Below are 26918 nucleotides of genomic sequence, written 5' to 3'. Positions count from 1 at the left end.
TTATGCTTTTTGTCGAGGGGTACACGTGGGAATTGTTGTATCGGACGCGACCTTGCTGAGTGGGGAGCCGCTATCAGCGAAACGGTCCGCCGTCTTTGTTTCTACCGCGGACGATTCCAAGGTTGTGTCGTGGATCGATGACAGAGGCTGGCTCGTCTCCCAGCGCTACGATGCAGATGGCTCGCCTTTGGGCGACACGATTGTACTCGACAAGCATGGCCATGGCGATTTTCCCGATGAAGTATACACAACTTCTGATGGAGGATGGATCGAGTCCTATCTGCGCGATGATTCTGTCGATGGGAAGGTAACGACAAACCTCCATGTCGTCAGGTATGACGTGAACGGAAATCGATTGTCGGAGGATGTCGAAGGATGGGACAGGTATCCGCAACTGGTCAAACTCGCTGGTGACGGCTACGCAGTCGTTTCCTATGATCAGCCACCAAAGGAAAGCAAGCTTTTCGCCCGATTTTTCAACGCCGAGGGAGAACAGGTCGCCAACAAAGTACTGGCACATGATTTCGAAGGCTATTGGACCACGACCCTGGCAAACGGCGACTTGAGTGTGACTTTCGGCACCAGCGACGGCAAGGAGACTCACCTGCTTGTCACTCCCTCCGGCGAGATTCTCAACTCGCTGGTCGGCGATGCCAATGAACGGATCCAATATCAAAACGACGGCGGATATGTCATCAAGCGCTTCGTCGGTGATAATGGTTTTTTGGACGAGATCTACGATCGTTATGATGCCGACGGCAATTTGCTGAGCGAAGCGACAGGAGCAAAGTATGCCTCTGCCTCCCACTTCACGGGCAATGAATACACGCTGACGCTCAGTGGCGGAAATCAGGCTGTCTTCTGGACGGCCGCCACCACCGGCAAAAATCTGTACATGCACGTTCTCGACAGCGAGGGTAATGTGCTCGTCGAGGATCAAACCATCGGGAGCATCCATAATCCCTACCTTGACAGTGTGTCAACGTTGGCATTGTCCAATGGGGACTGGCTGGCTTCTTGGGGTGGACACACGCAAGTCTTCAATGCTGACGGGACGAAAAACGGCAAGCCATTCACGAGTGCCGTTATGGGGCAGGTCGCTCCGGTGGAAGCCACGAGCGATGGTGGTTGGGAATATACCTATATCGCCACAGGCCCAGACGGAGCCGACCACCTGTATTCCCGAACATTTCATGTTGGCGACGCCAAAAATCCGCCCGTCGCCATGGCCAGTTCCGGATGGCTGAACGAGGACGCAGTCTACAAGTTCGGCCGCAACAGTTTCAAAACCTCCGACTACGATGGTGACGCGATCACCGGTATCGTCATTCAAACGCTGCCGGACATCGGAACTCTGCGTCTTAATGGAGCGGAGGTCCATGCCGGCGATACGATCGCCACGGGCGACATCAATCATCTGACCTGGACGCCTGCTGCCAACTTCAATGGCGACAGCGCGGGTTTCACATTCGAAGCCGTGGATGCTACTGGTGCTGTAAGCACCGAGCCTGCGCGTTTTAGCTTCACTGTAGCGCCTGTCGACGACGCCCCTACGGGAGGCGACAATACGATCACGATCCTCGAGGATCAGGTCGTGAAACTGACTACCGATGATTTTCCTTTTGCCGACATCGATGGCGACAGGCTTGGTGCAGTTCTCATCGCCGCCGAAGGTGGAAATGGGCAGATGACCGCCAGCGGAAAACCGGTGGGAATGCACGGCACGAGAAGCATATTCCTGGCCGGCGGTTATAGCCACCTGATGTTTACTCCAGGCGAGAACGAGACCGGGAACCACTATGCCACTTTCAAATTCAAGGTAATCGACAATTCTCATGATCCTGATGGCCAGCATACCGACAAAACCTGGCACACGCTGACGATCAATGTGCTGCCGGTCAATGATGCACCCATAAGCGAGAACACGTCCGTCTGGGTCAATGCCGGCGATCATTTCGATTTCATCGACCAACTCTTCCAGTTTCAAGATGTCGAGAATGACAAGTTCAAATCGATCATCATCGACTCGCTGCCGAGCTTCGGTACGCTGGAACTGGCTGGTCACGCGGTCAAGGTCGGCGAGGAAATCAGGTCCGCCGATCTCGAAAAGCTGTCGTTCGATTTCAGCAAGGATCAGATAAAAGGGGATTCGACCAACTTCACCTTTTCCGTCCTAGACAATGGTGGCACCGCCAATGGTGGTTCCGATACGGAAAAGGCTCCGTCAGTAGTCACGTTCGACATCAGCAACGATCGGCCCGTAATCCGCGGCACGACCCACGGCGATCATCTCAATGGCAACGATTCCCGCGACATCCTGATGGGCGGGGCAGGTAATGACGTCCTGGACGGAGGCTCAAGCAATGACCTGTTGATTGGAGGAAGCGGCGCCGATGTCTTCGTCATGAGGCCAGCGACAGGCACCGATTCCATTGCCGACTTTGACGTCACCCAGGACAAAATCGACCTTCGGACTACCTCGATCAAAGATTTTTCTCAACTCTCGAAGCAGGAAGTGTACGTCAATGGCGTGAATACCGCTGAAGTAGGCTATTACTATTTGGTGGATCATAAATATCGGTCGGAAACGTTCATGCTCCCCAATGTCGATGTTCACACGCTAACCGCCGACAATTTCATTTTCGGTTAAGCAGTAAAAACGGTGGCAGTTCACGCCGGATGCATCTGCGCGCAAATCGTCCCTGTCAAGAAAATGCCGGCCCTTCGTGCGGGGAGACTAACGGCGAAGGGCCGGAAGTGGGAACCGTTGGCTCGAAGAGAGACTACCGGCGCGCGCTGACCGCAGCCAACGAAATCGGCTGATGGCAGGAATGAGATTTTCTGATGGGCCTTTGGATGAGCCGCCGCTCACCGGCATGCGGCGAAACGTGGTCGCTGATCGTCGTTCAAGCGCGGCGCGGATCGGCTGCAACGGGCACCTCATGCGCCTGAGGCGCCTGCCGCGCGTAGCGCTGCGCCAAGTATGCACAGGCCATCAGTTGGATCTGATGGAAAAGCATCAGCGGCAAGACGATGGCGCCGACGCCCTGACCGGCGAAAATCACATTGGCCATCGGCACGCCGCTCGCGAGACTCTTCTTCGAGCCGCAGAAGGTAATGGTGATGCGGTCGGCGCGATTGAAGCCCAGCAGGCGTCCGCCGACCGAGGTGAAGACCAGGACGAAAGCAAGCAGCAGCATGTCGGCGACGACGACCGTTGCAATGTCGCCGATCGAGAACTTGTGCCACATGCCCTCGTTCATCGCATCGCTGAAGGCGAGGTAGACGACCATGAGGATCGAGCCGCGATCGACCGGCGCAAGCAGTTTTTTGCGCGCGCGGACCCAGTCGCCGATCCAGGGCTGCAGGATCTGGCCGGCGACGAAGGGCGCCAGCAATTGCAGCAGGATTTTCCAGAGGACGTCGAGGGAGAAGCCGCCATGGCCGCCGGTGGCGAAGAGCACGCCAGCGAGCAACGGTGTCAGGAACATACCAAAGACGTTCGAGGCAGAGGCCGCACAGATGGCTGCCGGCACATTACCGTGGGCGATCGAGGTGAAGGCGATCGACGACTGCACTGTCGACGGCAACACACAGAGGAAAAGGATCCCGAGATAGAGCGAATGCGGCAGGATGCTTTGCGGCACAAGGCCGATCGCCAGGCCAATCAGCGGAAACACGGCAAATGTGGTGAGCAGGATCACCAGATGCAGCCGCCAGTGCAGGATGCCAGCGATCACCACATCCCGCGACAGGCGCGCACCGTGCAGGAAGAACAGGAGTGCAATCGCGAAATTGGTCGCCACGCCGAAATAGGACGCGAACGTGCCCTGCGCCGGCAGGACACTGGCGATCGCCACGGTCAGCACGAGAAGCAGGGTGAAGGTATCGGGAATGAAGCGGCGCATGACGAACTCGGTATAGACTGTGCTCTTGTTCCTCGCATGGGCGATGCTGCTGTGCAAGCTGTACCTAGATATGTATGCTATGCCGGCGGTCGCAGGACCGCCGGCATGTCCCAGCCGGATAAGGGGAATCAGGCTGCTTCGGTCGCCGCAGAGGCGTCGGAAGACATTGAGCCCAGCATGGTCAGGAGATCGCTGATGCCCTTGCTCGGGTCAAAGGAGAAGGCGCCGGCCAGATTGCTAAATTCTGTCAGGCTGCTGTCATCCGTCGCAGTGGCGGTGTCAGTCGTGTCCGTCTGATCCTGGCCGAGCGCATTGCTCACATAGCTGTCGAACTGATCCTTGCTGATCGATCCGGTACCCTCAGTATCGATGCTGCCGAACAGGTCGGAGGCCTGATCGTCGGTCACATCATCCGGACGGCCTGCCAGGAACTCGGCCTCGGAGACGCTGCCATCCTTGTTGGTGTCGAGCGAATCGAAGACATCATCGGGCGACTGCGAACTGTCGCTGCTCGAATCGAGCGGCGGGGGCGCCGGCGGCATGCCGCCTTGATTCTGGGCCGCCATGTTCTTCATGCTGTCGGCGAATTGCTCCTCGGTGATCGAGCCGGTACCGGTCGTGTCGATGGAGTCATAGACCTTGGTAGCATCGTCTTCGCTCATATTATCCGGACGGGCGGCAAGAAATTCCGCCTGGCTCACAGAGCCGTCACCATCGGTGTCCATCGAGGAATACATGTCGGCTGCACTCGGCTGACCGCTATCTGAACCCGTGGTGTTGCTGTTGAACTGCATGCCGCCCTGCGGCGACATCAGCATCAGCACGGCCATGGCATTGCCCGACAGCAGCGATTGGATGCCGCCGAGACTCGGTCGACTCTGGTCATCCATACCCTGATCGAAATCATCTTCGCTGAGCGCACCAGTGCCTGACGTGTCGAGCTTGGAATAAAGTTTCGATGCCTGGCTTGAGCTGACATCCTTCGGCCGGCCGGCGACGAATTCGTCTTCGCTCAACGTGCCGTCCTGGTCGCTGTCCAGCTTGCTGAAAAGACTGTTTCGCTGGGACGCGTAATACGCAACATTGCTACTCGAAGCAGAAGAAACACTGCTCATTTTGAGCCTCCTTCATGAGGTCGATCGTTTTGCCCTTGGGTCAGGCCGATCCGGCGAAGGAGAATTTTCGGGTCATGGCCGCGGTCACGGCAGCAGAATCCCGCGGGCGGCAGACGCCGCCGGTTCATCTCCATGCTGCCGGATATCGGACATTGATACCCCGTTCCGGATCACAACAAACAAGAGAGGAACAATTTTGGCGTTAGACTGATTTGCCCGATGACACAAACGAACATGCGGCATGCGACGCCGTGCCGCGCAAAAGAGTGTCGCATTGAGGAAATTATGCAACATTTTCAGCTATTTAAGATACCGTGGAGATGAAGTGGTTTCCAAATAGGCTGCAATTAGGCGGTCCGATAACGCCCCAAGGCGAGCGTCAGCCGCCCGCCTCTCCCATTCCCTTTCGCACAACAGCCCTCAGATCATCGATCGGGCGCAGAATCTGGCCGTCCTCGAAATGCCAGAACGTCCAGCCGTTGCAGGCGTCCAGACCCTGAACACGGGCGCCGACGCGATGGATCGAGCCGGCCTCGCCATTGGCGGCGAGCGTGCCGTCGGCGCGAACGATCGCCGCGTGCCGGCGGCGGGCGTCGGTCAGCACGGTGCCGGGCCGAATCAGTCCGCTTTCCACCAGCGTGTTGAAGGCGACACGCGGCTCGGCCTTCTTGCCGGTCATAACAGTCAGTTCGGCGCTGGACAGCGGCTCGACGGCGGCGATGCGGGCCGAGGCGGCGTCGATATAGTCCTGCTCGCGCTCGACGCCGACGAAATGGCGGCCAAGCCGCTTGGCGACCGCACCGGTTGTGCCGGAGCCGAAGAACGGGTCGAGCACGATATCGCCGGGCTTTGACGATGCCATCAGGATGCGGGCGAGCAGCGCCTCGGGTTTTTGCGTCGGATGTGCCTTCTTGCCATCGGCGCCCTTCAGGCGTTCGCCGCCGGAGCAGATCGGGAAGAGCCAGTCCGAGCGCATCTGGACATCGTCATTGGCCGCCTTCATCGCCTCATAATTGAAGGTATAGCCCTTGGCCTTGGGATCGCGGCTCGCCCAGATCATCGTCTCATGGGCGTTCTGGAAACGGCGGCCCTTGAAATTCGGCATGGGATTGGTCTTACGCCAGACGACGTCGTTGAGGATCCAGAAATCCAGGTCCTGCAGCGTGGCGCCGACGCGGAAGATGTTGTGATAGGAGCCGATCACCCAGATCGTGCCATTCGGTTTGAGCACGCGGCGGCAGGCGAGCAGCCAGGCGCGGGTAAAGGCATCATAGGCTTCGAAGGAGGCGAACTGGTCCCATTCATCGTCGCAGGCATCGACCAGCGACTGATCCGGGCGATGCAGCGCGCCGCCGAGCTGCAGGTTATAGGGTGGGTCGGCGAAGATCAGGTCGACGGATTTGTCGGGAAGCGCTTCGAGCGCGGCGACGCAATCGCCCTTGATGATGGAGTTGATCCAGGAATTGCCGGAAAGCCCGCGCAGGGCGTCCGACAGCGTTAGCACAGCTGCCATTGATACTCACCAGAACGAAACGCAATACATGTCGTCATGGTTACCGATCCTGGTTACCAAAGACTGAACCGCCGTGCCATATCGAGATTTTTTTCGCATAGCCGGCACGAATGCGTTCGCCGGAAGAAATCCGTCATCAGCCAGCCGTCACCGCTCTGTCGATGATCTTTCCGACCCAGGCCCGTCGAAAAGTGATATTGTCGGTTGCTGTCACGGCCATTTCGCCCACGCGTCACAGAAGGGCGCTAAGTTGCCGCTGATGTCGTTCCAGATCATTTTACCGGGGGGTATCAAATGTGTTTCGAATGCCGGATGTCACAATTCAACCGTCGTCATTTTCTCTCCATGGCCAGTCTGGGCGCCGCAGCGCTCGCTCTGTCGCCGACGCTTTCCCTTGCTGCCACCGCCGAAAGCGCGCTTAGCCCAGACGAAGCCCTTGCCAGACTGCAGGCCGGCAATGCCAAATTCGTCGCCGACGCCAATGCCTGTGCTGCCCATCTCGCCGAACGCCGCAGCGAAACCGCTAAGGGTCAGGCGCCCTGGGCGACGATCCTGACCTGTTCCGACAGCCGGGTGACGCCGGAACTGATCTTCGGCGGCGTCAATCTCGGCGAACTCTTCGTCGTACGCAATGCCGGCAATGTGCTGGAAACCAATGGCCTCGGCACGGTCGAATATGGGGCCGAGCATCTGCATGCGCCGCTCGTTGTGGTGATGGGGCACAAGAACTGTGGCGCCGTGGTCGCGGCGTGCGATTCCGTTACGAATGGCACCGCCTATGAAGCCTCTGTCGGCAAGATGATCCAGCCGATCATTCCCGTGGCGCTCACGAAGCGCGGCAAGGCGGGCGACTTCGTCGACAATACCGTGCATGCCAATGCCGTCCGCGGTGCAGCACGCATTCTCGAAGAAAGCCCCATCATCTCGCATCTCGTCGAGGCCGGTAAGGTCAAGGTCGTCCCCGCTTATTACGACCTCGACAGCGGCCATGTCGACTTCCTGCCCATGGGCTGAACCGGCTTCGCCGGACCCGCTCAGAAAAGGATATCGTGGTGGATGTCGCCGACACCCCCGCGCAGGACGATTTCGACCTCGCGGCCGCGATCGCCGTCCATGTTGACGATGACCAGCGTGTCACCCGATTTGTCGTTGAAAATGGTCACCGAGCCAGGCCTCGTGTCATTGACGAAACCCTTTTCGAGCGCATCGAGGCCATCGGACGCGTCATATTGCTCATAGCCGGCAAAGTGCAGCGGCTGGTCGCCTTTGTGATCGAGATTGCCGTCGAGGCGGCGCAGGTTCAGCACATCGACGCCCGGGGTGAAATCGTCGATGACGATCCGCGCCGTGTGCGTGCCGTTTTCCGATGGACGTCCTTTGGCGTTGAGCGGCAACAGGCCGTCGACGAGGAAGGTATCGTCTCCGGCACCGCCGAGCACCCGGTCACCATTGTCCGCCAGAGAGAGCCTGTCGTCCCCTTTGCCGCCCGAAAGATAGTCCTTTCCGGAGCCGCCCAGCAGGGCATCGTCGCCTGTCCCGCCATAGAGCACGTCGTTGCCGTCGCGACCATTGAGGCTGTCATTGCCGCCACGGCCGAAGAACCATTCGACATGACTGCCGTGGTTGTGGCTGCTTGCGCCGGTCATCCTGTCGCGGCCGTTCGCGCCGATCGCGGTCAGGAAAGTTCCAAACGGATGTTCGAGCCGCCCGGCCCTCAGAATGCCATGGGTGTGGTCGAACAAGACGAAACTGTGCCTGGTCAGGCGATCGGAGAGCATGGTTCCGTCATCGAGGACAGTGTCGGCCAGCGCTTCGACCGCATCGCCGTAATGGCCGATGCGATGGACGGACACCCTGTCGCTCAGATTGTCAGTCTTGGTGTGGGCGTGCTGCTGATAGAGGAAGATGTGGTTGGTCGCGGTCTCTTGCCGGCCATTGTCCCAACTGCCTGGCGCGAGATGAAAGACGATATCGTTGCTGAAGCCGACATTGAGGATGTCGACCTTGTGATTGTTGGAAAGGTAGGGACTGGCAATGCCGACAAAGTGGGCATCGGCGAAGGCCTTGTTCCAGTGCGTCCCGGCATGATCGGCAATGATGTTGGCAACCGCTCCGCCGAGGCTGAAGCCTGTAAAGGTGACATTCAGGTCCTCGTGCCGGACATAGCTGGCGACGTTTTTCAGCAGCCGTTCGAACTGCCTGTAGTAGTTTTTGCTGGCCGAGATATTGTCGTAGTCGAGGACATCGTTGAAGTGATCGGTGCCGCGGAAGGCGACGATCAGATCATCGCCTTGCTGCGCCACGATCGCCTTGCCGCGGCCGTTGCGGCTGGTGAAAGTCGTGCCGTCCTGGTTGATGCCAAGGTCCTTCATTTTCAGCTCTTCAAAGCCTGACGGCGGCTTGATGTGGCCGAAGGACGCCGCGGCGGTGCGCAGCACCGTGGCAAATTCCGCAAGGTTGAGATCGCCGAAAAGGCTCATTGGGTTTTCTCCAAACAAGTCTATTGCTCGATGCCAGCAAATCACCGGCAGTTCGAGGGCTTGGCATAGAATAACTGGCTTACGGCCATCTACGCAACCGACACGAGCCACCCATCACATCGCTTCACATCCGACATGGGTAAAATTCATGGAACGGCGGGTTGACCCCGAGCACCATGATCATGATTCTGCGCCGCGTCGAAACGGGAGACGGGATATGCTGAAAATTTATGGCGTTTATCAGTCGCGGGCTTCACGCAACTATTGGATGGCTCTGGAACTCGGGATCGAATTCGAGAGCATTCCGGTAATCCAGGGCTATCGCCTGCCCGATTCACTGGCGGCGGATGCGCCGCTCAATACCCATTCTCCGGCATTTCTGAAGCTCAATCCGAACGGCCATATTCCGACCATCGACGATGACGGGCTGGTGCTCGGCGAATCGATCGCCATCAATCTCTATCTCGCCAGCAAGCATCGCGGGCCGCTGGCGGCGGGCAGCCTGAACGAGGACGGCCTGATCACGCAATGGTCGGTCTGGGCCGCAACCGAGGTCGAGGTCCATTCGATCAAGATCGTGCAGACCCACGACCGCGCCCTGCAGGACACGCCCGGCGGCAAGGAGACGATCGCGGTGGCGACGCGGTTGCTGAAACGGCCAATCGGCGTGCTCGAAGCGCATCTCGCCCAGCAGGATTATCTGGTCGGCGACCGCTTCACCGTGGCGGATCTCAATCTGGTGGAGGTCATCCGCTACGCCTGGCCGGAGAAGGATTTCTTCGCCAACTATCCGCGCGTCTCGGCCTGGTACGAACGCTGCCATGACCGGGATGCGTTCCGGACGATGATGGAGCGGCGGCGCGCGGAGGGGTGAATGGCGTTGCGGTTTTGAGTGCTTCTGCTACTGTGCATCACAAATGCAATGCATGAGGTTACGATGAAGGCCGCGACACTGCCGCCCCTGCGTGTTGAATCCAAATTGCGCGAAAGCGCGGAGAAGATATTACGCGATGGCGAGACTCTGTCGTCGTTCATCGAGACGGCCGTGCGCGACAAAATCCGCCAACGGCAGCTCGACGATGAATTTCTTGTCCGCGGTCTTCAAGCCCGTGACAATGCAAGGAAAACGTCGGAATATTATCCAGCAGACGATGTTCTCGATGAACTCGCTGAGATGTTGGCCGAGGCCAAGAGGGCCGAGGCACGTTGAGCTATCGGGTACGCTATACCAAGGAAGCGCGGGAGGATTTAAAACGCCTCTACGCATTCCTCTTGCGGCGTGATCTCAAGGCTGCCGAGAAGGCGCTGGCCTCTGTCCGCAAAGGAATGGAAATTTTACAGGAATTTCCTTTCACTTGCCGCAAGGCCCAGAGCGAAAATCCGTTTCTGCGCGAATTACTCGTTCCGTTCGGAGCATCCGGTTACATCGTCCTGTTTGAAATCGAAGACGACACCTATGTGACTATTCTCGGCGTAAGGCACCAGCGCGAAGAAGATTACGACTGAGGGATCTCACGGAGCGCATCCCCCAGTCCGAAACAAGCATGCAGCTTCAACGTCACCCGATCACGCCCGGCACATCCCCCAAATCATGCCACACCGGAATCCCCCGTTCCGTCGCGATCCTGACATCATTGTCCGCCCCCTTTGATGCTCCCGGCAGGCGCAGCACGCCCTCGCAGAGGGCGAGCAGGCGATGCGCGACCGGGTGGAAAACCTCCTCATAGAGATCATCGCCGACATGCTCGCCGCCGGCGGCGTTCCAGACCGGCAGCGCCACCCATTCGCCGATCATCGGCACGTGGCCGGCCTTGAACAGCGCATAGGACGGCGCTTCGAGCACCTTCAGGTTGGCCGCCATCCTGGCAGGATCGTCACCCGTTCCTGAACGGTAGGGGCCAGCTATCAAAATCAGCATGTGGTCACTCCTTATTTTTGCACGAACACAAACGAAATATCCATAATTTTCTTGTTTCAAGTTCATTTATGGATATATTCAGGATTATTCGTGCAATTTCATGCAGAGTCAAGAATGAATGTTGACGAGTGAACGCAAGGCGCTGATCGTAGATCGCATCCGCCGCGACGGCCGGCTGGTGGCGAAAGGCTTTGCCGAAGAGCTCAGCCTCTCTGAAGATACTGTCCGGCGTGACCTCCGCGAGATGGCCGCAAGCGGCCTTCTCACCCGCGTGCATGGCGGCGCCCTGCCAATACAGCCCGATCTGCCGGACTTCTCGGCCCGACGGTCCGTGGCTTCAGATGAAAAGCAGAGGCTTGGAGCCAGGGCGGCAGCTATGATTGAACCCGGCCAGATCGTCTTCCTCGACGGCGGCACGACCAATGCAGAGATTGCCCGCGCCTTGCCCCGGACCTTCCCCTTCACCATCGTGACCCACAGCCCGACTATTGCCGCAGAGCTCGAACATCACCCTTCCGCCGAGGTCATGCTGGTCGGTGGCCGGCTCTACAAGCATTCGATGGTGGCGGTCGGTGCCGTCGCCGCAACAGCGATCGCTTCCATCCGACCGGACATTTTCTTCCTGGGGGTCACCGCCATCCATCCCCGCCACGGCTTTTCGACTGGTGACGCCGAAGAGGCGGCGATCAAGCGGCAGATTGCCGCGCAGGCGCGCCAGACCTGGGTGTTGGCGACGCTTGAAAAACTCGATGCGGCCTCCCCCGTCACCATCATGCCGCTGGAGGCCGCGACCGGTGTGATCGTGCCGGATGCGATCGGCGACCCGCAATCCGAAATGCTGGGCGAAGCGGGGCTCAGGGTGCAGAAGACATAGATCTCAACCATATTTTAGAGGCGTTTTCCGCTGGACCGGCGGCGATGGCCAAAGCTTCTATGCGCTGCTATAGCAGGGCCAGCGGGTTCATCTTCGGGGCGTTCATGTCGGGTGTTTGGTCCAAAATCTTCCGCGTCGCACTGATCGCGGTTGTCGCGGGCAGCCTGGCCGCCTGCGTCTCCAGGCCAGGTCCGACGCTGTTGAACACTGTCGCCGCAGCACCCGATGCAAGGCTGGTGAAGGTCTATTCGGTGTCGACCCGTGACCGGCTGAAGCTGAACACCAATGTCTATGGCAATGGCAAATCACTCGATGCGAACTATGCCGAACTGACTGTTTCCATCCCGCCGAACCACAAATCATCCGAGATCGAGTGGCCGGACAAGAAGCCCGATGCGGAAAAAACCTTCGCCGTCGTCGGCCAGTCCGTGCTCGATCGCCAGAGCTTTCTCAATTCGCTCAATGCCGATAGCAAGGCACCGGGCAAGGTCGGCGTCTTCGTGCATGGCTACAACACGAACTATCAGGAGGCATTGTTTCGATTGGCGCAGATCGCCGCCGATGGCGACGTCAAAGCGACGCCGATCGCCTTTACCTGGCCGTCACAGGGTGCCGTCGCCGGCTATGTGGCCGACAAGGAATCCGCCACCTATTCGCGCGACTATCTCGCCGACCTGATGGTCGAGATCACCAAGGGACGCGGCCCCGATGACTCGGTCATCTTCGGCCACTCGATGGGCGGCTGGCTGGTGATGGAGGCGCTGCGGCAACTCAAGCTCGAAGGCCGCGACGATGTCCTGGCGAAACTGACGGTCATCCTTGCCGCACCCGATATCGACGCCGACGTCTTCAGGACACAGGCCAGGGTGATCGGCAAGATGAAACATCCGATCACCATCCTGGTGGCCGGCGATGACCGGGCGCTGGCCGTATCGAAATTCATCAGCGCCAGCACGCAACGCGTAGGTACCCTCGATGTGCTGAAACAGGGTGAGTAGCCGCGGCTGAATATTCGCGCCGCCTCATGCGTCTAATCAGTACAAAGTTGAACAATGGAGTCTGCCATGCTGGCCGATGCCGACCTCCGCGCAATCCGCGATGCCGGGCTGATCGATGACGCGAAATTGGCTGATATCGCCAATTTTCTTGCCGCACGGCGCATGCCTGCGACGGCTGCCCCTGCTCCTCGTTTCGATCTCACCCATGTGCTCTGGTATGCCGGGGCGCTGATCGTCATCGGTGCGATGGGCCTGTTCACCAATGAAGCATTCAACCGCATGGGCGGATGGGCACTGGCCGGCTGCGGTGCTGCCTATCTCGTCATCCTGCTCACGGCCGGCGACTATCTCTGGCGCAAGCCGGGCCTCAGGGTGCCGGCCGGACTGCTGGTCGCCGCTGCCGTTTCAATGGTACCGCTGATCATCTACGGCATCCAGGATGCGCTCGACCTGTGGAAATACGCGCTCGGCAATCCCGGCGAATACAAGAATTTCTTCCCCTATATGAACGGCAGCTGGCTCTATATGGAGATCGGCGCGATCATCGCCTCGCTGCTCGCCGTCTGGCGCTATCCCTTCCCGTTCATCCTGCTGGTGGCGGCGGTTGCCTTGTGGTTCATGTCGATGGATCTGGCGCTATGGTTCACACGCCGGCCGGATGGCTATGACGATTGGCAGGTGCGCCAGAACGTTTCGATCATCTTCGGGCTGGTGATGATCGTTGCTGCCTGGACCGCGGATATCCTGCGCCGCGATGGTCCGGATTTCCCCTTCTGGATCCATATCTTCGGCGTCATGGCTTTCTGGGGCGCGTTGACGGCAACCGACGGCGGCTCAGAGCTCGACAAGGCGCTTTATTGCCTGCTCTGCGCCGGCATGATCGGGCTTGGGGTCTTCCTCAATCGGCGCGTCTATGCCGTGTTCGGGGCGCTTGGCGTCGCCACCTATCTCGGCTATCTCGCCAGTGAAGTGTTCCCGGACGTGCTGATCTTTTCCTTCGCTCTGTCAGCGATCGGGCTGATGATCATCGCGCTCGGCCTGCTTCTGCACCGCAATTATGCGAGGATGGAGGCAGGATTGAACAAAACCCTGCCTGAAGCCCTGCGATGGCTCCGCCCCTACCACGCCCGCTTCGCTTAGCGGTCGCTGGTTTCCCAGCGCGGATTGATCCATGGCTCCTGGTTGGATCGCGCCAAGGGCTGCTTACCAAGAATATGGTCGGCAGCCTTTTCGCCGGTCATGATCGACGGCGCGTTGAGGTTGCCGTTGGTGACATGCGGAAAGATCGAGGAGTCGGCGACCCGCAAGCCGTCGACGCCGATGACGCGGGTTTCGGGATCGACAACGGCCATCGGATCGTCCTTGGCACCCATGCGGCAGGTACCACAGGGGTGATAGGCGCTTTCGAGATGTTCGCGCAAAAAAGCGTCGATCTGCTCGTCGGTCTGAACGCCCTCACCCGGCTGAATTTCGGGGCCGCGGAATTCGTCGAAGGCCTTTTGGCTGAAGATTTCACGGGTCATGCGGACGCAATGACGGAATTTGATCCAGTCTTCCTCATGGCTCATATAATTGAAGCGAATCACCGGCTCTGCCTTGGGATCGGCCGAGCGCAGCGTGACATTGCCGCGCGACTTGGACAGATTGTAGCCGACATGAGCCTGGAAGCCGTGGCTCTTGGCAGCAGCCTTACCGTCATAGGAGATCGCCACCGGCAGGAAGTGATATTGGATGTCCGGCTGCTTGACGCCTGGCGCCGAGCGGATGAAGGCACAGGCCTCGAACTGGTTCGACGCACCAAGGCCGCCTCCGGTCAGCAGCCATTGCGCACCGGCCACACCCTGCCAGAACCAGGGCAGCCAGGAATAGAGCGACACCGGCTTGGTCGAGACCTGCTGGAAATAGAATTCCATATGGTCCTGCAGGTTGGCGCCGACGCCTGGCCGGTCGGCCTTCACCTCGATGCCCGTCTGCCTGAGATGCGCGCCAGGGCCGATGCCGGACAGCATCAGCAGTTTTGGCGAATTGAAGGACGAGGCTGAGACGATCACCTCGCGGTTCGCCTTGACCACTTCGACCTTGCCGCCACGCTCGATCTCGACGCCGGTAGCGCGGCCATTCTCGATGACAATGCGCCGGGCAAAGCAACGCAGCAATTCGACATTGGGCCGCTTCAGCGCCGGCTTGAGATAGGCGTTGGCCGCGGACCAGCGACGGCTTTGATGGATGGTTTGCTCCATCAGGCCGAAACCTTCCTGCTTTTCGCCGTTATAGTCTTCAGTCGTCTCAAAGCCGGCCTCGCCGCCAGCCTTGATGAAGGCGCGAAACAGCGGATTGGTTACGGGGCCGCGCTGCACATGCAGCGGACCATCGGTGCCGCGCCATCCATCCTGGCCGCCATGTGACGTTTCCAGCCGTTTGTAATAGGGCAGAACATCGGCATAGGACCAGCCGCGCGCGCCAAGCTCTTCCCAGCGGTTGAAATCCTCGGCATGGCCGCGGACATAGACGAGGCCGTTAATCGACGAAGAACCGCCAATGACCTTGCCGCGCGGCGCGGTGATGCGGCGATTGTTGAGATTCGGCTCTGGCTCGGAGAGATAGCCCCAATTATAGCGCTTCATGCTCATCGGCCAGGCGAGTGCGGCCGGCATCTGGATGAAGGGGCCGAAATCGGAGCCGCCGAATTCCAGCACCAGAACCGTATTCTTGCCGTCTTCGGACAGGCGATAGGCCAATGCCGAACCTGCCGAACCCGAACCGATGATGATGAAATCCGCCTGCATGTTGTTTTCCCTGGTCATTTTCAGACGATGTCGCGGCATCGCGAAAAGCTATTTTGATTCTGGTAAATTCTATCGCTATTAGCTATGCTCGTTCGATGAAGCAGATCATTTACACGCGCGAGGCAAAGAAGAGCTTGAATCGCATGCAGCCTTGGCGGAGTGCGGCCATTCTGTCGAAGCTTGAGCAATATGCCCGCGGTGAACCGGTCGACATCAAGAAAATGCAAGGCAATGACTACTTCCGTATACGCGTCGGTCAGGACAGGGTCATCATCGATGACCAGGGCAGAGTAATCATGGTCATCGATGCAGGACCCCGCGGCAGTATCTACAAGGAGTGAAGCAGCATGGGCGATATCCAAAAGCTTACGATCGACGGCAAGAACTATGTTCTTCTGAGCGAAGAGGATTATGAAGATCTCATGGACGGTCTGCATGCCAGTGCCATCATGGCTCGCGTCGCGGCCGGGGAAGAGACATGGCCGCACGAATTGGTCGTGGAGCTCACCGAAACAGACAGCCGTATCAGAACCTACCGTAAATATCGCGGCCTGACGATTACCGAGCTTGCCGAGGCTGCCGGTATCTCGCAGCCCTATCTGTCTGAGATCGAGAGCGGCAAGAAGACCGGCACCGTTGACGTATTGAAGCGTATCGCAACCGTCCTGAAAGTCGATCTCGACGATCTTGTGGCGGGCTGAAGACGCGGCAGTCATCATTGCAGATGCGGGTGTCTGAGAGGACATGTGATCGCAACGACGAACAGGAGAACGGCAAGTCATCGCGAAAACGTATCCCTCTGTTCAAATCGTCTGATTCAATGTCCGTCGAAGCCTCAATACGGCGCCTCGACCTTGCCCATCGACACATAGACTGTCTTGATTTCGGAATAATGATTGATGGCGGCAAGTGAGTTCTCGCGGCCGAAGCCGGATTGCTTGACGCCACCGAACGGGATTTCCACCGGGCAGATATTGTAGGTGTTAATCCACAGCGTCCCCGCTTCAAGCCGATCCACCATTCGATGCGCGCGAGCCAGGTCATTGGTGAAGACCCCGCCGGAAAGGCCGAATTCGGTGGCGTTGGCGCGCTCGACGACCTCGTCCTCGTGATCGAAATCGAGCACGCACATGACCGGTCCGAAAATCTCTTCGCGGGCGATGGCCATGCCGTCCTTGACGTCGGCAAAGACGGTCGGCTGGATGTAGCAGCCTTCGGCCGAGACGGAATTGGGGATTGCGCCGCCGGTGACCAGCGTGGCACCCTCGGCCTTACCCTTCTCGATATAGCCGAGAATCTTTTGCTGCTGGGCGCGGTTGATGACCGGACCCATCTGCGTCGCCTCATCCATCGGATCGCCGATCTTAATGGCTTCGGTTCTCGCCTTCAGCCGCGACAAAAATTCCTGCTTGGCGCCCTTCTGCACGAAGACGCGGGTGCCGTTGGAGCAGACCTGGCCGGTGGAATAGAAATTACCAAGCATGGCACCGCCGATGGCGCTGTCGATATCGGCATCGTCAAAGACGATCAGCGGCGACTTGCCGCCCAGTTCCATGGTGACGTGACGCAGGCCGGCGGCGGCGGCTTCGTAGACTTTGCGGCCGGTCGGCACCGAACCGGTCAGCGATACCTTGCCGACATCGGGATGGTTGACCAGCAGCGGCCCCGTCGAACGGTCACCCTGGATGACATTGTATAGGCCCTTGGGCAGACCCGCCTCAATGAGGATTTCGGCGATCTTCAGTGCGCCGAGGGGTGTGTTTTCCGAGGGCTTGAAAACCATGGCATTGCCGCAGATCAGCGCAGGGGCGCCCTTCCAGCAGGCGATCTGCTGCGGGTAGTTCCAGGCGCCGATGCCGACGCAGACACCGATCGGAATGCGCTTGGTATAGGCCCAGTCGTTGCCCAGCGGAATATGCTCGCCATTCAGTGCCGCCGCAGCGACTCCGCCGAAGAATTCGAAGGCGTCCGCGCCCGATGTCGGGTCGGCGACGATGGTTTCCTGGATCGGCTTGCCGGTGTCCAGTGTTTCGAGTTCGGAGAGCTCGCGGTTGCGCTCACGCATGATCTGGGCGGCGCGCTTGAGAATGCGGCCGCGTGCGGTCGGGCTCATCTGCGCCCATTCGACCTGCGCGCGCTTGGCGCTGGCAATCGCCTTCTCGACGATCGCTGGCGTGGCGGCATGAAGCCGCGCAATCACCTCGCCGGTGGCGGGATAGACACTGTCGAACGGCGTGCCGGCGGTGTCCTCGACATATTCGCCATCGATGAAATGGCTGGCTTTCGGCTGTGCGCGCATGATGCTCCCTGCGGCGAGAGGGTTCTGTTGAGACCGAACATATAGGCATGAGGAGAATTTGGCACCCCTGAGGCGAGGCCAGATTCCATTCCATTTGCGACACAAAGGTTTCGTTTAGGAAGCTTAACGCATGCCACGTCGACGTCGCGAAATTTGATGGAGCTTCCGCCACTCACCCGCGTGGATCTTTCACTAGCTCCGTTCAGGCAAGGCAGCCTTGTACTTCTCATATGCTTCGAGGAAGCCTGCAAACAATTTGGGGCTCACCGTCCAAGCCTGCCGGAATTCGGCAAGATAAAGCGCAGCCTCCTGCTTGCTGCCCCACGCGATCATTTCTGCCCTCGGAGTCGCCGGCCATTTTCCTTCCCGCGCAGCCTTGACCAGAAGAGGCAGCGTGTGGGCATTGGCGTTATCGAGATTTGCAAACTGCTGCGGAAAATCCATTTTTCGTTTTGTCGCGATGTCCACGAGCAATCGGGTTGCAACGAACTCTATCGAGGCGTCCTCCGAGTAGTCGGCAAAGATGATCTTGCAGCCGCTATAATCTTTCTCCTCCGCCATTATCTTCAACAACAGCATACGGATGCCTTGATTGTCATTGAAATTGAGGGCTAGCAACCGCTTGAACACAGCAGCCGCCGCAGCCCGGTCCCCCGCCTCCAGCAGCGCCAGTCCGAGATTATGCTGTGCACGCATCCACGGCCGCGTGCCGATAAAACCCCACCAATGCATGTCTTCTTCGCCAAGGACAGGCGCAAATAACCGTTCTCCGATCAGCACTGCCTCGCGAAACAACGCGATCCGCTCGGCAAGAGTTTCGGCGTGAATTCCGAGAATATTGTAGGCATCCAAGGCATCCAGGTCGATCGAAAGGGCCTTGCGAGCTAGCTTCACTCGCTTCGCAGGCGTTTCCTCGTCCCAGGCATCATCAACAATCTCATCTGCCGGGCTATCGATGCAAGGCCCCAGAACGTCGTTGGAAAATATGGCTTTTCGGGTTGTCATTCGCCCCTCGGATACCGCTTCGACTCCTCCAGATTATCAAGGTTCATGTGATTGCGCATGTAGCGCTCCGATGCTTTCTGCAGCGGTTGGTGGTCCCAGGGGTAATACGCGCCGTTGCGCAGCGCCTCGTAAACCACCCAGCGCCGCGCCTGGCTCTCGCGCACCTCGGCGTCGAAGCGGTGCAAATCCCAGCGCTTGCCCGCCATCGTCTGGAATTTCGCGACAATGGCAGAATGCCGCGGATCTGCGGCGAGGTTCTTCAGCTCGTGCGGATCGGCTTCCATGTCATAGAGCTGTTCGGGGTCGAGCAGGCAGTGGACATATTTCCACTTGCCCTCGCGGATGCCGACCAGCGGCGCATAGGAACCTTCCGCTGCATATTCCATCAACACAGGCGAGGCGCGCTGCTCGCCACCGATCATCGGCAGCAGGCTTTCGCCATCGGTCCAGGGCATGATCTCGTCGATCGAGATGCCGGCGAGAGCGGCGAGCGTCGGTGTGACGTCAAGATTGGAGACCGGCGTATCGTGCCGTCCGGCAGCCACACCCGGACCGGCGATCATCAGCGGCACACGGGCCGAGCCATCGAAGAAGCTCATCTTGAACCACATCCCGCGCTCGCCGAGCATGTCGCCGTGGTCGGAGCAGAACAGGATTGCGGTGTTGTCGAACTGGCGGGTACGGGTCAGCATATCGATGAGTTCGCCGACCTTTTCGTCGATATAGGAAATGTTGGCGAAATAAGCGCGGCGCGAGCGGGTGACATTGTCATCCGTAATGTCGAAATTCTTGTAGTCGCAGGCAAGCATCAGCCGCTGCGAATGCGGGTCCTGCTCCTCGAACGGAATGGGAGATATGACTGGCCGCAGGTGCTCGCAACCCTCGTAAAGGTCCCAGAATTTGCGGCGGGCGACATAAGGATCGTGCGGATGAGTGAAGGACACCGTCACGCACCAGGGCCGCCGGTCCTTGTCGTCACTTTCCCGCGCAAGATGATAGAGTTTCTGATTGGCGAGGAAGGCAACCTCGTCGTCATATTCCATCTGGTTGGTGATCTCGGCCACCCCTGCACCGGTCACCGATCCCATATTGTGATACCACCAGTCGATGCGTTCGCCCGGCTTGCGGTAATCCGGCGTCCAGCCGAAATCGGCCGGATAGATATCCGTCGTCAGCCGTTCCTCGAAACCGTGCAGCTGGTCAGGACCGACGAAATGCATCTTGCCCGACAGCGCCGTATAATAGCCTTGCCGGCGCAGATGATGAGCGAAGGTCGGGATCGAGGAGACATATTCGGCGGCATTGTCGTAGACGCGCGTGCGGCTCGGCAATTGCCCTGCCATGAACGACGCGCGGGCAGGAGCACAGAGCGGCGACGAGGTGTAATTGTTGACGAAGCGGGCAGAACGGGCGGCAAGCGCCTTGAGGTGCGGCGCGTGCAGAAAATCGGCCGGCCCATCGGGGAAGAACGTGCCGTTGAGCTGGTCGACCATGATGATGAGAATATTGGGCTTCGGGGCTGACATGCGGGCGCGTTCCGGTTTCTCGAATGCGTTCAACTGTTCCTCTCTTTAGACAGTATTGAACGCCGAACTGCCTTGTCGAGAGAGTGATTTTCGATCCTGTTTGCGACGCCGGAATGCCCATCCGCCACGCGGTTGCAGCGATTTTCAGCATACACCCCTGTCACTGAACTATCACATCCGGCAAACCGTTTGTTGAAGAATTTCAGTGATGTTTCGGGCCAAAGACCTTTTCAGTATGGAGTTTTGAAACGTGCCCGCCTCGGTCTCCGAACAGCATGTGTTTCCTCTGCGCTATGTGGGCGAAAAGCTTCTCACGCTGGCAAAGCTCGTCCTCGATCCGGCGTTACAGCCGGTGGTCGAAGTCAATACAGGCGCCGTGTTCGGCTATGAATCGCTGATGCGCGGCCAGGAGCAGATGGGTTTCAACTCGCCGCTCGAATTGATCGACCAGATGGCGGAAAATGGCCAGCTTGCGGTGCTGGATCAGATGATGGCGGGCCGGGCGCTGTCGAAATTCGCCTCGCTGCCGAATGTGCGCTCGGCGACATTGTTCCTCAATCTCGACGCGCGGCTGATCGTGGAAGGCGAGATCCTTCTCGATGTGCTGATCCGGCATCTCAGGATGCATTCCATCCCGCCGTCGTCGATCTGCTTCGAGCTGTCCGAGCGGTTCGACAACACCGCAATTCCTGAATTCGGCGCGCTGATGGCCAAGATGCGCCGCTGCGGTTTCAAGATCGCCATCGACGATTTCGGCGTCGGCCGCGGCGAATTCAAGCTGCTTTGCGACTATCCGATCGACTATCTGAAGATCGACCGGCATTTCGTTGCCGCCATCGACCGCACGCCGAAAAAGCAGCATCTGGTGCGCAATATCGTCGGCACCGCGCACGCGCTCGGCATTCGTGTCATTGCCGAGGGTGTGGAAACCGAAGCCGAATTTCTCGCCTGCCGCCACTACGGTGTCGACATGGTTCAAGGCTGGTATATCGCCCGGCCCGCCGTCAATGTCAGCGAGCAGATGTCATCCTTTCCGCATCTTGTCGATCCCGCCAAAAATCGCCGGTCCGGCCCATCGGTCGACGAACTGCTGATCCGGCGCCAAATCGAAATCCCGCCAGTCGTGTTCGAAAACGATTCGATGGAGCGGGTCTTCGAGATGTTCCGCCAGAATCCGGATGCCAGTTATTTTCCGGTGCTGAACGCCAATCGTGAACCGCGCGGCGTCATCCAGGAGAGCCAACTCAAGGAATATATCTATCATCCCTTCGGCCGCGACCTGTTGAAGAATCCCAATTACCTGCGATCCGTCTCCTATTTCGTCAAACCGGCACCGATCGTCGGCCTAGAATCCGACACCGACGACCTGATCGCAGCCTTTGCCAATATGGAAGGCTGCCAGTGCATCGTTCTCACGGAGAACATGCGCTATTCCGGCACCATGTCGGCAGCATCGCTGATCAAGATCCTCAACGACAAGCAGTTGAAGACGGCGCTCGACCAGAACCCTCTGACCGGCCTGCCGGGCAATATCGCTATCCTCGACCATCTCAGGAAAGCAACGAAAGATGCCGACCGCATTCGTTTCCTCTGCTATTGCGACTTCGACAGTTTCAAGCCGTTCAACGATGTTTACGGCTTCCATGTCGGCGACAGGGCAATCACACTGTTTGCCGGCCTGATGCGCAAGCACGTTTTCAACGGCAAGGATTTTATCGGCCATGTGGGCGGCGACGACTTCTTCATCGGCCTGCAGGGTTGCGATCATCAGCATATGGCGGTGACGCTCGAAAGCCTGATGGGTGATTTTCGCACAGAAGTGCAGAGCCTCTATTCCAGCGAGGACCGGCAGCGCGGCTATATGATCGGCCATGATCGTGATGGCAAAGAGCGACAGATCGCGATCATGCGCTGCTCGGTTGGTGTGCTTGAATTGCCCGAAGGCCTGATGATCGAGGACCTCAACAAGATCAGTGCCGCGATTGCCGGCATCAAGGCCGAAGCCAAGAAGAGCGCCACCGGACTGAGCTATGCGCGGCTGGACGAGAACGCTATTTCGCAGCATTGAGAGCCGCGTGACGCGCCGCCTTTGCAGCCGCGGCTTTTGGGGGTAAACCGCTTCGCCAAGAAGAGGAGCCCGCCATGACCCTGCCCGAACAGATGCGTTTCATCGACCTTCCGACACCCGGAGCCCCCGACGCCATGGTGGTCGCGCAGGGACCGCTGCCGGTGCCGAAGCCGGGCGACATCCTGATCCGCGTCGAGGCGGCTGGCGTCAACCGGCCCGACATTGCGCAGCGCCAGGGCAGCTACCCGCCACCGCCGGGTGCGAGCCCGATCCTCGGTCTCGAAGTGGCCGGCGAAGTTGTGGCGGTCGATAGCCAGGCGAAGGGCTTTGCCATCGGCGACAAGGTCTGCGCGCTCGCCAATGGAGGCGGCTATGCCGAATATGCGGCGGTGCCGGCGACACAGGCACTGCCCTGGCCGAAAGGCTATGATGCACTCCGGGCGGCGGCACTGCCGGAAACCTTCTTCACGGTCTGGGCCAACCTTTTCATGATGGCCGGGCTCAAGGCCGGTGAGACCGTGCTCATCCATGGCGGATCGAGCGGCATCGGCACGACGGCGATCCAGCTCGCCAAGGCAATCGGCGCCGAGGTGTTCACGACGGTCGGCAACGAGGAGAAGGCGGAGGCCTGCCGCAAATTGGGCGCCACGCGGGCAATCAGCTACAAAAGCGAAGACTTTGCCGCCGTGGTCAAGGCCGAAGCGCCAGGAGGCGGTGTCGATGTGGTCCTCGACATGATCGGTGCCGCTTATTTCGACCGCAACCTCGGCTGCCTGAAGCGCGACGGACGTCTATCGATCATCGCCTTCCTGGGGGGCGCCGTGGTTGATAAGGCCAATCTGACGCCGATCATGGTCAAGCGTCTCAAGGTCACGGGATCGACCATGCGGCCGCGGACGGCGTCGGAGAAGAGTGAGATTGCCAACGAGCTACGCGAAAAAGTCTGGCCGCTGATCGAAGCCGGCACGGTGGCGCCCGTCGTCAACAAGGTTTTCGATTTCGGCGCTGTCGTCGAGGCTCATCGACTGATGGAATCGAGCGATCATATCGGCAAGATCGTGCTGAAGGTTGATTGAAACCGTAGCCGTACCGAACGAGTTTCTATTGCCGCTCTTGGATTTATGGAAATGACACCAGTTCACTTTACTTGTGGCGCGATTTCCTTGAACGGTGCCAGATGATTTCCCGATACGTTTCCGACCTCCGGCTCGCCTTTGCAACGCTTCTCACTCTCTGTGTTCTTCTGTCGAGTGCTGCGACGGCCAACGCGTCCGTCTTTCTCGAAGATCAGACCTGGACCGAGCTTCGCGACGAGATCAAGGCCGGAATGACGACGATCATCATTCCGATCGGCGGCGTCGAGCAGAGCGGCCCCCAGATGGCGCTCGGCAAGCATGATGTGCGGGCAAGATTTCTCGCCGAGAAGATTGCCGAGAAACTGGGCAATGCACTGGTCGCACCCGTGGTTTCCTATGTACCGGAGGGCGATATCGACCCGCCGACCGGACACATGAAGTTTCCCGGCACGATCACCGTCAAGACCGCGACCTTCGAGCAACTTCTCGAATCGGCCGCGGCGAGCTTCAGACATGCCGGCTTTACGACGATTGTGCTGATCGGCGATCATGGTGGCTATCAGGCGAGCGAAAAGGCTGTCGCCGACCGGCTCAATGCCAAATGGAAGGGTTCGGCCCGCGTGTTCGCCGCGCTCGTCTACTATAAGATCACCCAAGGCCCCTATGTCGACAAGCTGTTGGAAGCCGGTGCGAAGAAGTCGGAGCTCGGCACGCACGCCGCCCTCGCCGACACGTCGCTGATGCTTGCGGTTGACCCGTCGAAGGTCCGGATGGACAAGCTTTCCAGCAAGCTGGGGGCAAGTGACGGTGTTTACGGTGGCAATCCGGCGCACGCCTCTGCCGCGTTCGGGCAACTCGGCATAGATCTCATCATCAATGGCACAACGGAAGCGATCCGCAGCTTCGTTGCACACCAGGTAGCGAAATGACCTCGATATTTGAACGCTTTGTCATGTCCTGCGTGCCCGGGGCCTTCCTCCTGATGTTGTTCGCCGGCGCGGCGTCGGCCGGTGACATGTCCTGCATGAAAGACTGCGCAGCGGCGTCGAAGGAGACAAAAACCGAGACATTGCCGGCTGCCGACAAGGTGGTTGTGGACAAGATGGTTGTGGACAAGGCGGCTCCGGTTAAGGTCGATCCAGCGGCCGCGGTCGCGGTCAATATTTACAGCCATACGACGGCGGGCCATCTCAATCCGGCGGTGACTGGCGCATTGGCACGCGTCTACGTGCCGAACCGTTCGTCCAACAGCGTCTCCGTCATCGACCCGGCGACGATGAAGGAAGTCGACCGTTTCAAGGTCGGCCTGAAACCGCAGCATGTCGTCCCGTCCTGGGATCTGAAGACGCTGTGGGTGGCCAACAATGCCAGCCGCACCAACAGGGGCAGCGTGACGCCGATCGATCCGCTGACCGGCAAGCCCGGAAAAGCCATCAAGGTGGCGGATCCCTATAACATGTATTTCATGCCGGACGGCAGTTCGGCGATCATCGTCGACGAGGCCCTGAAACAGCTCGATCTACGGGATCCGCAGACCATGAAGCTGAAATCGGTGATCAAGACGCCGACCTGCCATGGCATCAACCACGCAGACTTTGCCGCGGATAATTCCTATGCGATCTTCACCTGCGAATACGGCAAAGGTGGGCTTGTGAAGATCGATCTCGCCGACGGCAAGGTCCTCGGCAATCTCATGCTGTCGAAGATGGGCATGCCGCAGGATGTCCGACTTTCCCCCGACGGCAAGGTGTTCTACGTCGCCGACATGATGAATGACGGCGTTTTCCTCATTGACGGCGCCAGCTTTACCGAGATCGGCTTCATCCCCACCGGCATCGGCGCACATGGCTTCGTGGTCAGCCGCGATGGAACCAAGCTTTACGTTTCGAACCGCGGGTCGCGAAAGATGGAAAGTGGACACCCGAACGGCCCGGGCAGCGTTACCGTCATCGATTTTGCGACGCGTTCGGTGGTCGCTCAATGGCCGATACCGGGCGGCGGCAGCCCGGATATGGGCAATGTCAGCGCCGATGGCAAGCAATTGTGGCTTTCGGGCCGTTTCGACAGCGAAGTCTATTGCTTCGATACGACCACTGGCTCGGTGGTGAAGATACCGGTGGGCGTCGAGCCGCACGGACTGACGGTCTGGCCGCAGCCGGGCCGGTATTCGCAGGGCCATACCGGCAATATGCGATAAAGGCCGGGCGCATGGTTCGAGCGGCTCAAGGTCACGACACCACCCATGCGGCCCATCGGCTCGTGGAATCAAGCGATCCTATCGACAGGATCATGCTCGAGGTCTGATCGCTATCCGTCGATGCGTCATGGAATGGTTTTGTTTCACATTAGGTTGACGGGTCCATTACAGGAGCATCCATGGCGTTTCCGACTGTCGGCCTGCACTGCGCTTCGATCGCGGTCCTCATCTACGGTGTTGTCTTTGCCGATTCCGCGGACGCGGCCACGCGTCCTATTCCGATCACACAGCGGCTTGTCGAGGCCGTTTCCACCACGCGGCTTTGCCCGAACCTCCATGTCAATCGCGTTGTCTTCGAGCAGATCGCACGCCGGCAGGGAATGCGCGTTGCACCCGGATCACGCGACATGCGGATTTGTACACAGCAGGTCAAAGCGCAGGTACCGCGCCTCTTACGGTTTCGCCGCGGCATCATATGCGGGCTGGGAAAAGCGGATTTCGGACCGAATGGTCTGATCCTCCGAAACCTGTTGCGGGTGCAATAGAGGCATTCGCCGCCTTATTCGCGTCAATCGCAGCGAATATTAGCCATGCAGCAACCGGCATTGTTTCACCGACGCCAATCGTGTACTGAGCCGGGCAATAGATTTCCCCCTTCCTCGCGAGATTTTCCAAATGTCCGGCTTCGATCTTATTCTGTTTGACTGCGACGGCGTGCTCGTCGATTCCGAAATCATCGCCGCGCAGGTGGAATCGAAGCTGCTGCGGGACGCCGGTTTCGACATCACCGCCGAGGACATGTGCGTGCGTTTCGCCGGCACGGACTGGAAGAACATCCTGCTAACGATCGAGAAGGAAGCCGACATTCCGCTGTCGGCCTCGCTGATCGACAAGTCGGAAAAGCTGCTCGATACTGCTCTCGCCCAACGTGTCAAGATGATCGACGGCGTCAAGTTCGCGCTCTCCAAGATCACCGAGCAGCGCTGCATCTGCTCGAATTCGTCGAGCCCGCGCCTCGATATGATGCTGAGCAAGGTCGGGCTCAAACCCTATTTCGCGCCGCATATCTATTCCGCCAAAGACCTGGGCCCGGATCGCGCCAAGCCGAAGCCGGATATCTATCTGCATGGGGCCAAGCAGTTCGGTGCGGACCCG

General features: G+C 59.1%; 25 protein-coding genes. 16 read left to right on the top strand and 9 right to left on the bottom strand.

All coding sequences use genetic code 11. The annotated features are described in order from the left end of the window. Window positions 1–25: 25 nt before the first annotated feature. Window positions 26–2650: an Ig-like domain-containing protein gene (locus AC1DYF_RS32975; protein WP_477882135.1), complete on the top strand. Its 2625-nt coding sequence runs from the start codon at window positions 26–28 to the stop codon at window positions 2648–2650. A 256-nt stretch (window positions 2651–2906) separates the two neighbouring features. Here the strand turns inward: AC1DYF_RS32975 and AC1DYF_RS32970 are convergent, their stop codons facing one another. The 3 genes from AC1DYF_RS32970 to AC1DYF_RS32960 form a co-directional block, all read right to left on the bottom strand. After that, window positions 2907–3908, bottom strand: coding sequence for a bile acid:sodium symporter family protein (locus tag AC1DYF_RS32970; RefSeq protein WP_477882202.1), 1002 nt, complete (start codon window positions 3906–3908; stop codon window positions 2907–2909). A gap of 128 nt (window positions 3909–4036) precedes the next feature. Further along, window positions 4037–5023, bottom strand: a complete 987-nt coding sequence (locus AC1DYF_RS32965; RefSeq protein ID WP_477882133.1) for an EF-hand domain-containing protein — start codon at window positions 5021–5023, stop codon at window positions 4037–4039. A 379-nt stretch (window positions 5024–5402) separates the two neighbouring features. Next, window positions 5403–6536, bottom strand: a complete 1134-nt coding sequence (locus AC1DYF_RS32960) for a DNA methyltransferase (protein ID WP_477882131.1) — start codon at window positions 6534–6536, stop codon at window positions 5403–5405. A 312-nt stretch (window positions 6537–6848) separates the two neighbouring features. Here AC1DYF_RS32960 and AC1DYF_RS32955 point away from each other — a divergent pair, with 312 nt between their 5' ends. Then, window positions 6849–7550, top strand: coding sequence for a carbonic anhydrase (locus AC1DYF_RS32955; protein WP_477882129.1), 702 nt, complete (start codon window positions 6849–6851; stop codon window positions 7548–7550). A gap of 20 nt (window positions 7551–7570) precedes the next feature. Here the strand turns inward: AC1DYF_RS32955 and AC1DYF_RS32950 are convergent, their stop codons facing one another. Beyond that, window positions 7571–9016: an alpha/beta hydrolase family protein gene (locus AC1DYF_RS32950; protein ID WP_477882128.1), complete on the bottom strand. Its 1446-nt coding sequence runs from the start codon at window positions 9014–9016 to the stop codon at window positions 7571–7573. 217 nt (window positions 9017–9233) lie between these two features. Between AC1DYF_RS32950 and AC1DYF_RS32945 the strand changes: the two genes are divergently transcribed. The 3 genes from AC1DYF_RS32945 to AC1DYF_RS32935 all read left to right on the top strand — a co-directional run bounded on the left by AC1DYF_RS32945 (window position 9234) and on the right by AC1DYF_RS32935 (window position 10522). Beyond that, window positions 9234–9890: a glutathione S-transferase family protein gene (locus AC1DYF_RS32945; RefSeq protein WP_477882126.1), complete on the top strand. Its 657-nt coding sequence runs from the start codon at window positions 9234–9236 to the stop codon at window positions 9888–9890. 63 nt (window positions 9891–9953) lie between these two features. Then, window positions 9954–10226, top strand: coding sequence for a YlcI/YnfO family protein (locus AC1DYF_RS32940; RefSeq protein WP_477882124.1), 273 nt, complete (start codon window positions 9954–9956; stop codon window positions 10224–10226). After that, window positions 10223–10522 (top strand): type II toxin-antitoxin system RelE/ParE family toxin, encoded by a 300-nt coding sequence (locus tag AC1DYF_RS32935; RefSeq protein ID WP_477882122.1) that lies wholly within the window; start codon window positions 10223–10225, stop codon window positions 10520–10522. Before AC1DYF_RS32940 ends, AC1DYF_RS32935 begins: the two co-directional genes overlap by 4 nt. Before the next feature lie 52 nt (window positions 10523–10574). On the opposite strand, the gene AC1DYF_RS32930 is transcribed toward AC1DYF_RS32935, so the two are convergent. Next, window positions 10575–10934 (bottom strand): DUF4406 domain-containing protein, encoded by a 360-nt coding sequence (locus tag AC1DYF_RS32930; RefSeq protein ID WP_477882120.1) that lies wholly within the window; start codon window positions 10932–10934, stop codon window positions 10575–10577. Between the two features lie 118 nt (window positions 10935–11052). On the opposite strand from AC1DYF_RS32930, the gene AC1DYF_RS32925 reads away from it, so the two are divergent. The 3 genes from AC1DYF_RS32925 to AC1DYF_RS32915 all read left to right on the top strand — a co-directional run bounded on the left by AC1DYF_RS32925 (window position 11053) and on the right by AC1DYF_RS32915 (window position 13946). Further along, window positions 11053–11808: a DeoR/GlpR family DNA-binding transcription regulator gene (locus AC1DYF_RS32925; protein ID WP_477882118.1), complete on the top strand. Its 756-nt coding sequence runs from the start codon at window positions 11053–11055 to the stop codon at window positions 11806–11808. Between the two features lie 44 nt (window positions 11809–11852). Beyond that, window positions 11853–12806 (top strand): alpha/beta hydrolase, encoded by a 954-nt coding sequence (locus tag AC1DYF_RS32920; RefSeq protein ID WP_477882116.1) that lies wholly within the window; start codon window positions 11853–11855, stop codon window positions 12804–12806. A gap of 66 nt (window positions 12807–12872) precedes the next feature. Beyond that, the gene (locus AC1DYF_RS32915; protein WP_477882114.1) at window positions 12873–13946 is read left to right on the top strand and encodes a hypothetical protein; all 1074 of its coding nucleotides are present in this window, start codon (window positions 12873–12875) and stop codon (window positions 13944–13946) included. On the opposite strand, the gene betA is transcribed toward AC1DYF_RS32915, so the two are convergent. Next, window positions 13943–15592, bottom strand: coding sequence for a choline dehydrogenase (betA, locus tag AC1DYF_RS32910; RefSeq protein WP_477882112.1), 1650 nt, complete (start codon window positions 15590–15592; stop codon window positions 13943–13945). The two genes, AC1DYF_RS32915 and betA, sit on opposite strands and share 4 nt — an antisense overlap. Before the next feature lie 95 nt (window positions 15593–15687). On the opposite strand from betA, the gene AC1DYF_RS32905 reads away from it, so the two are divergent. Continuing rightward, window positions 15688–15933, top strand: coding sequence for a type II toxin-antitoxin system RelE family toxin (locus tag AC1DYF_RS32905; protein ID WP_477882110.1), 246 nt, complete (start codon window positions 15688–15690; stop codon window positions 15931–15933). Between the two features lie 6 nt (window positions 15934–15939). Beyond that, a complete protein-coding gene (locus AC1DYF_RS32900) occupies window positions 15940–16293 on the top strand; it encodes a helix-turn-helix domain-containing protein (RefSeq protein WP_477882108.1) in 354 nt (117 codons plus the stop codon). A 134-nt stretch (window positions 16294–16427) separates the two neighbouring features. On the opposite strand, the gene betB is transcribed toward AC1DYF_RS32900, so the two are convergent. The 3 genes from betB to betC all read right to left on the bottom strand — a co-directional run bounded on the left by betB (window position 16428) and on the right by betC (window position 20422). Further along, window positions 16428–17891, bottom strand: a complete 1464-nt coding sequence (gene betB / locus AC1DYF_RS32895; protein WP_477882107.1) for a betaine-aldehyde dehydrogenase — start codon at window positions 17889–17891, stop codon at window positions 16428–16430. A 192-nt stretch (window positions 17892–18083) separates the two neighbouring features. Then, entirely contained in the window at window positions 18084–18896 is an 813-nt protein-coding gene (locus AC1DYF_RS32890) for a hypothetical protein (protein WP_477882105.1), read from the bottom strand. After that, window positions 18893–20422, bottom strand: coding sequence for a choline-sulfatase (gene betC, locus AC1DYF_RS32885; RefSeq protein WP_477882200.1), 1530 nt, complete (start codon window positions 20420–20422; stop codon window positions 18893–18895). Before betC ends, AC1DYF_RS32890 begins: the two co-directional genes overlap by 4 nt. 250 nt (window positions 20423–20672) lie before the next feature. Here betC and AC1DYF_RS32880 point away from each other — a divergent pair, with 250 nt between their 5' ends. From AC1DYF_RS32880 to AC1DYF_RS32855, 6 genes are all read left to right on the top strand, one after another. Further along, a complete protein-coding gene (locus AC1DYF_RS32880) occupies window positions 20673–22490 on the top strand; it encodes a bifunctional diguanylate cyclase/phosphodiesterase (protein WP_477882103.1) in 1818 nt (605 codons plus the stop codon). 74 nt (window positions 22491–22564) lie between these two features. Next, window positions 22565–23566, top strand: a complete 1002-nt coding sequence (locus AC1DYF_RS32875; RefSeq protein ID WP_477882101.1) for an NAD(P)H-quinone oxidoreductase — start codon at window positions 22565–22567, stop codon at window positions 23564–23566. A 101-nt stretch (window positions 23567–23667) separates the two neighbouring features. Further along, window positions 23668–24495 (top strand): creatininase family protein, encoded by an 828-nt coding sequence (locus AC1DYF_RS32870; protein WP_477882100.1) that lies wholly within the window; start codon window positions 23668–23670, stop codon window positions 24493–24495. Further along, window positions 24492–25763: a YncE family protein gene (locus tag AC1DYF_RS32865; protein ID WP_477882098.1), complete on the top strand. Its 1272-nt coding sequence runs from the start codon at window positions 24492–24494 to the stop codon at window positions 25761–25763. Before AC1DYF_RS32870 ends, AC1DYF_RS32865 begins: the two co-directional genes overlap by 4 nt. 179 nt (window positions 25764–25942) lie before the next feature. Beyond that, window positions 25943–26308 (top strand): hypothetical protein, encoded by a 366-nt coding sequence (locus AC1DYF_RS32860; RefSeq protein ID WP_477882096.1) that lies wholly within the window; start codon window positions 25943–25945, stop codon window positions 26306–26308. A gap of 130 nt (window positions 26309–26438) precedes the next feature. Next, on the top strand, window positions 26439–26918 hold a 480-nt coding region (locus tag AC1DYF_RS32855; RefSeq protein WP_477882094.1), incomplete at its 3' end, for an HAD family hydrolase.

It is taken from the genome of Rhizobium sp. P2_G9 (assembly GCF_056403475.1).
The sequence above is the reverse complement of the archived record's forward strand: the minus strand, read 5'-3'. Positions and strand labels throughout refer to the sequence as shown.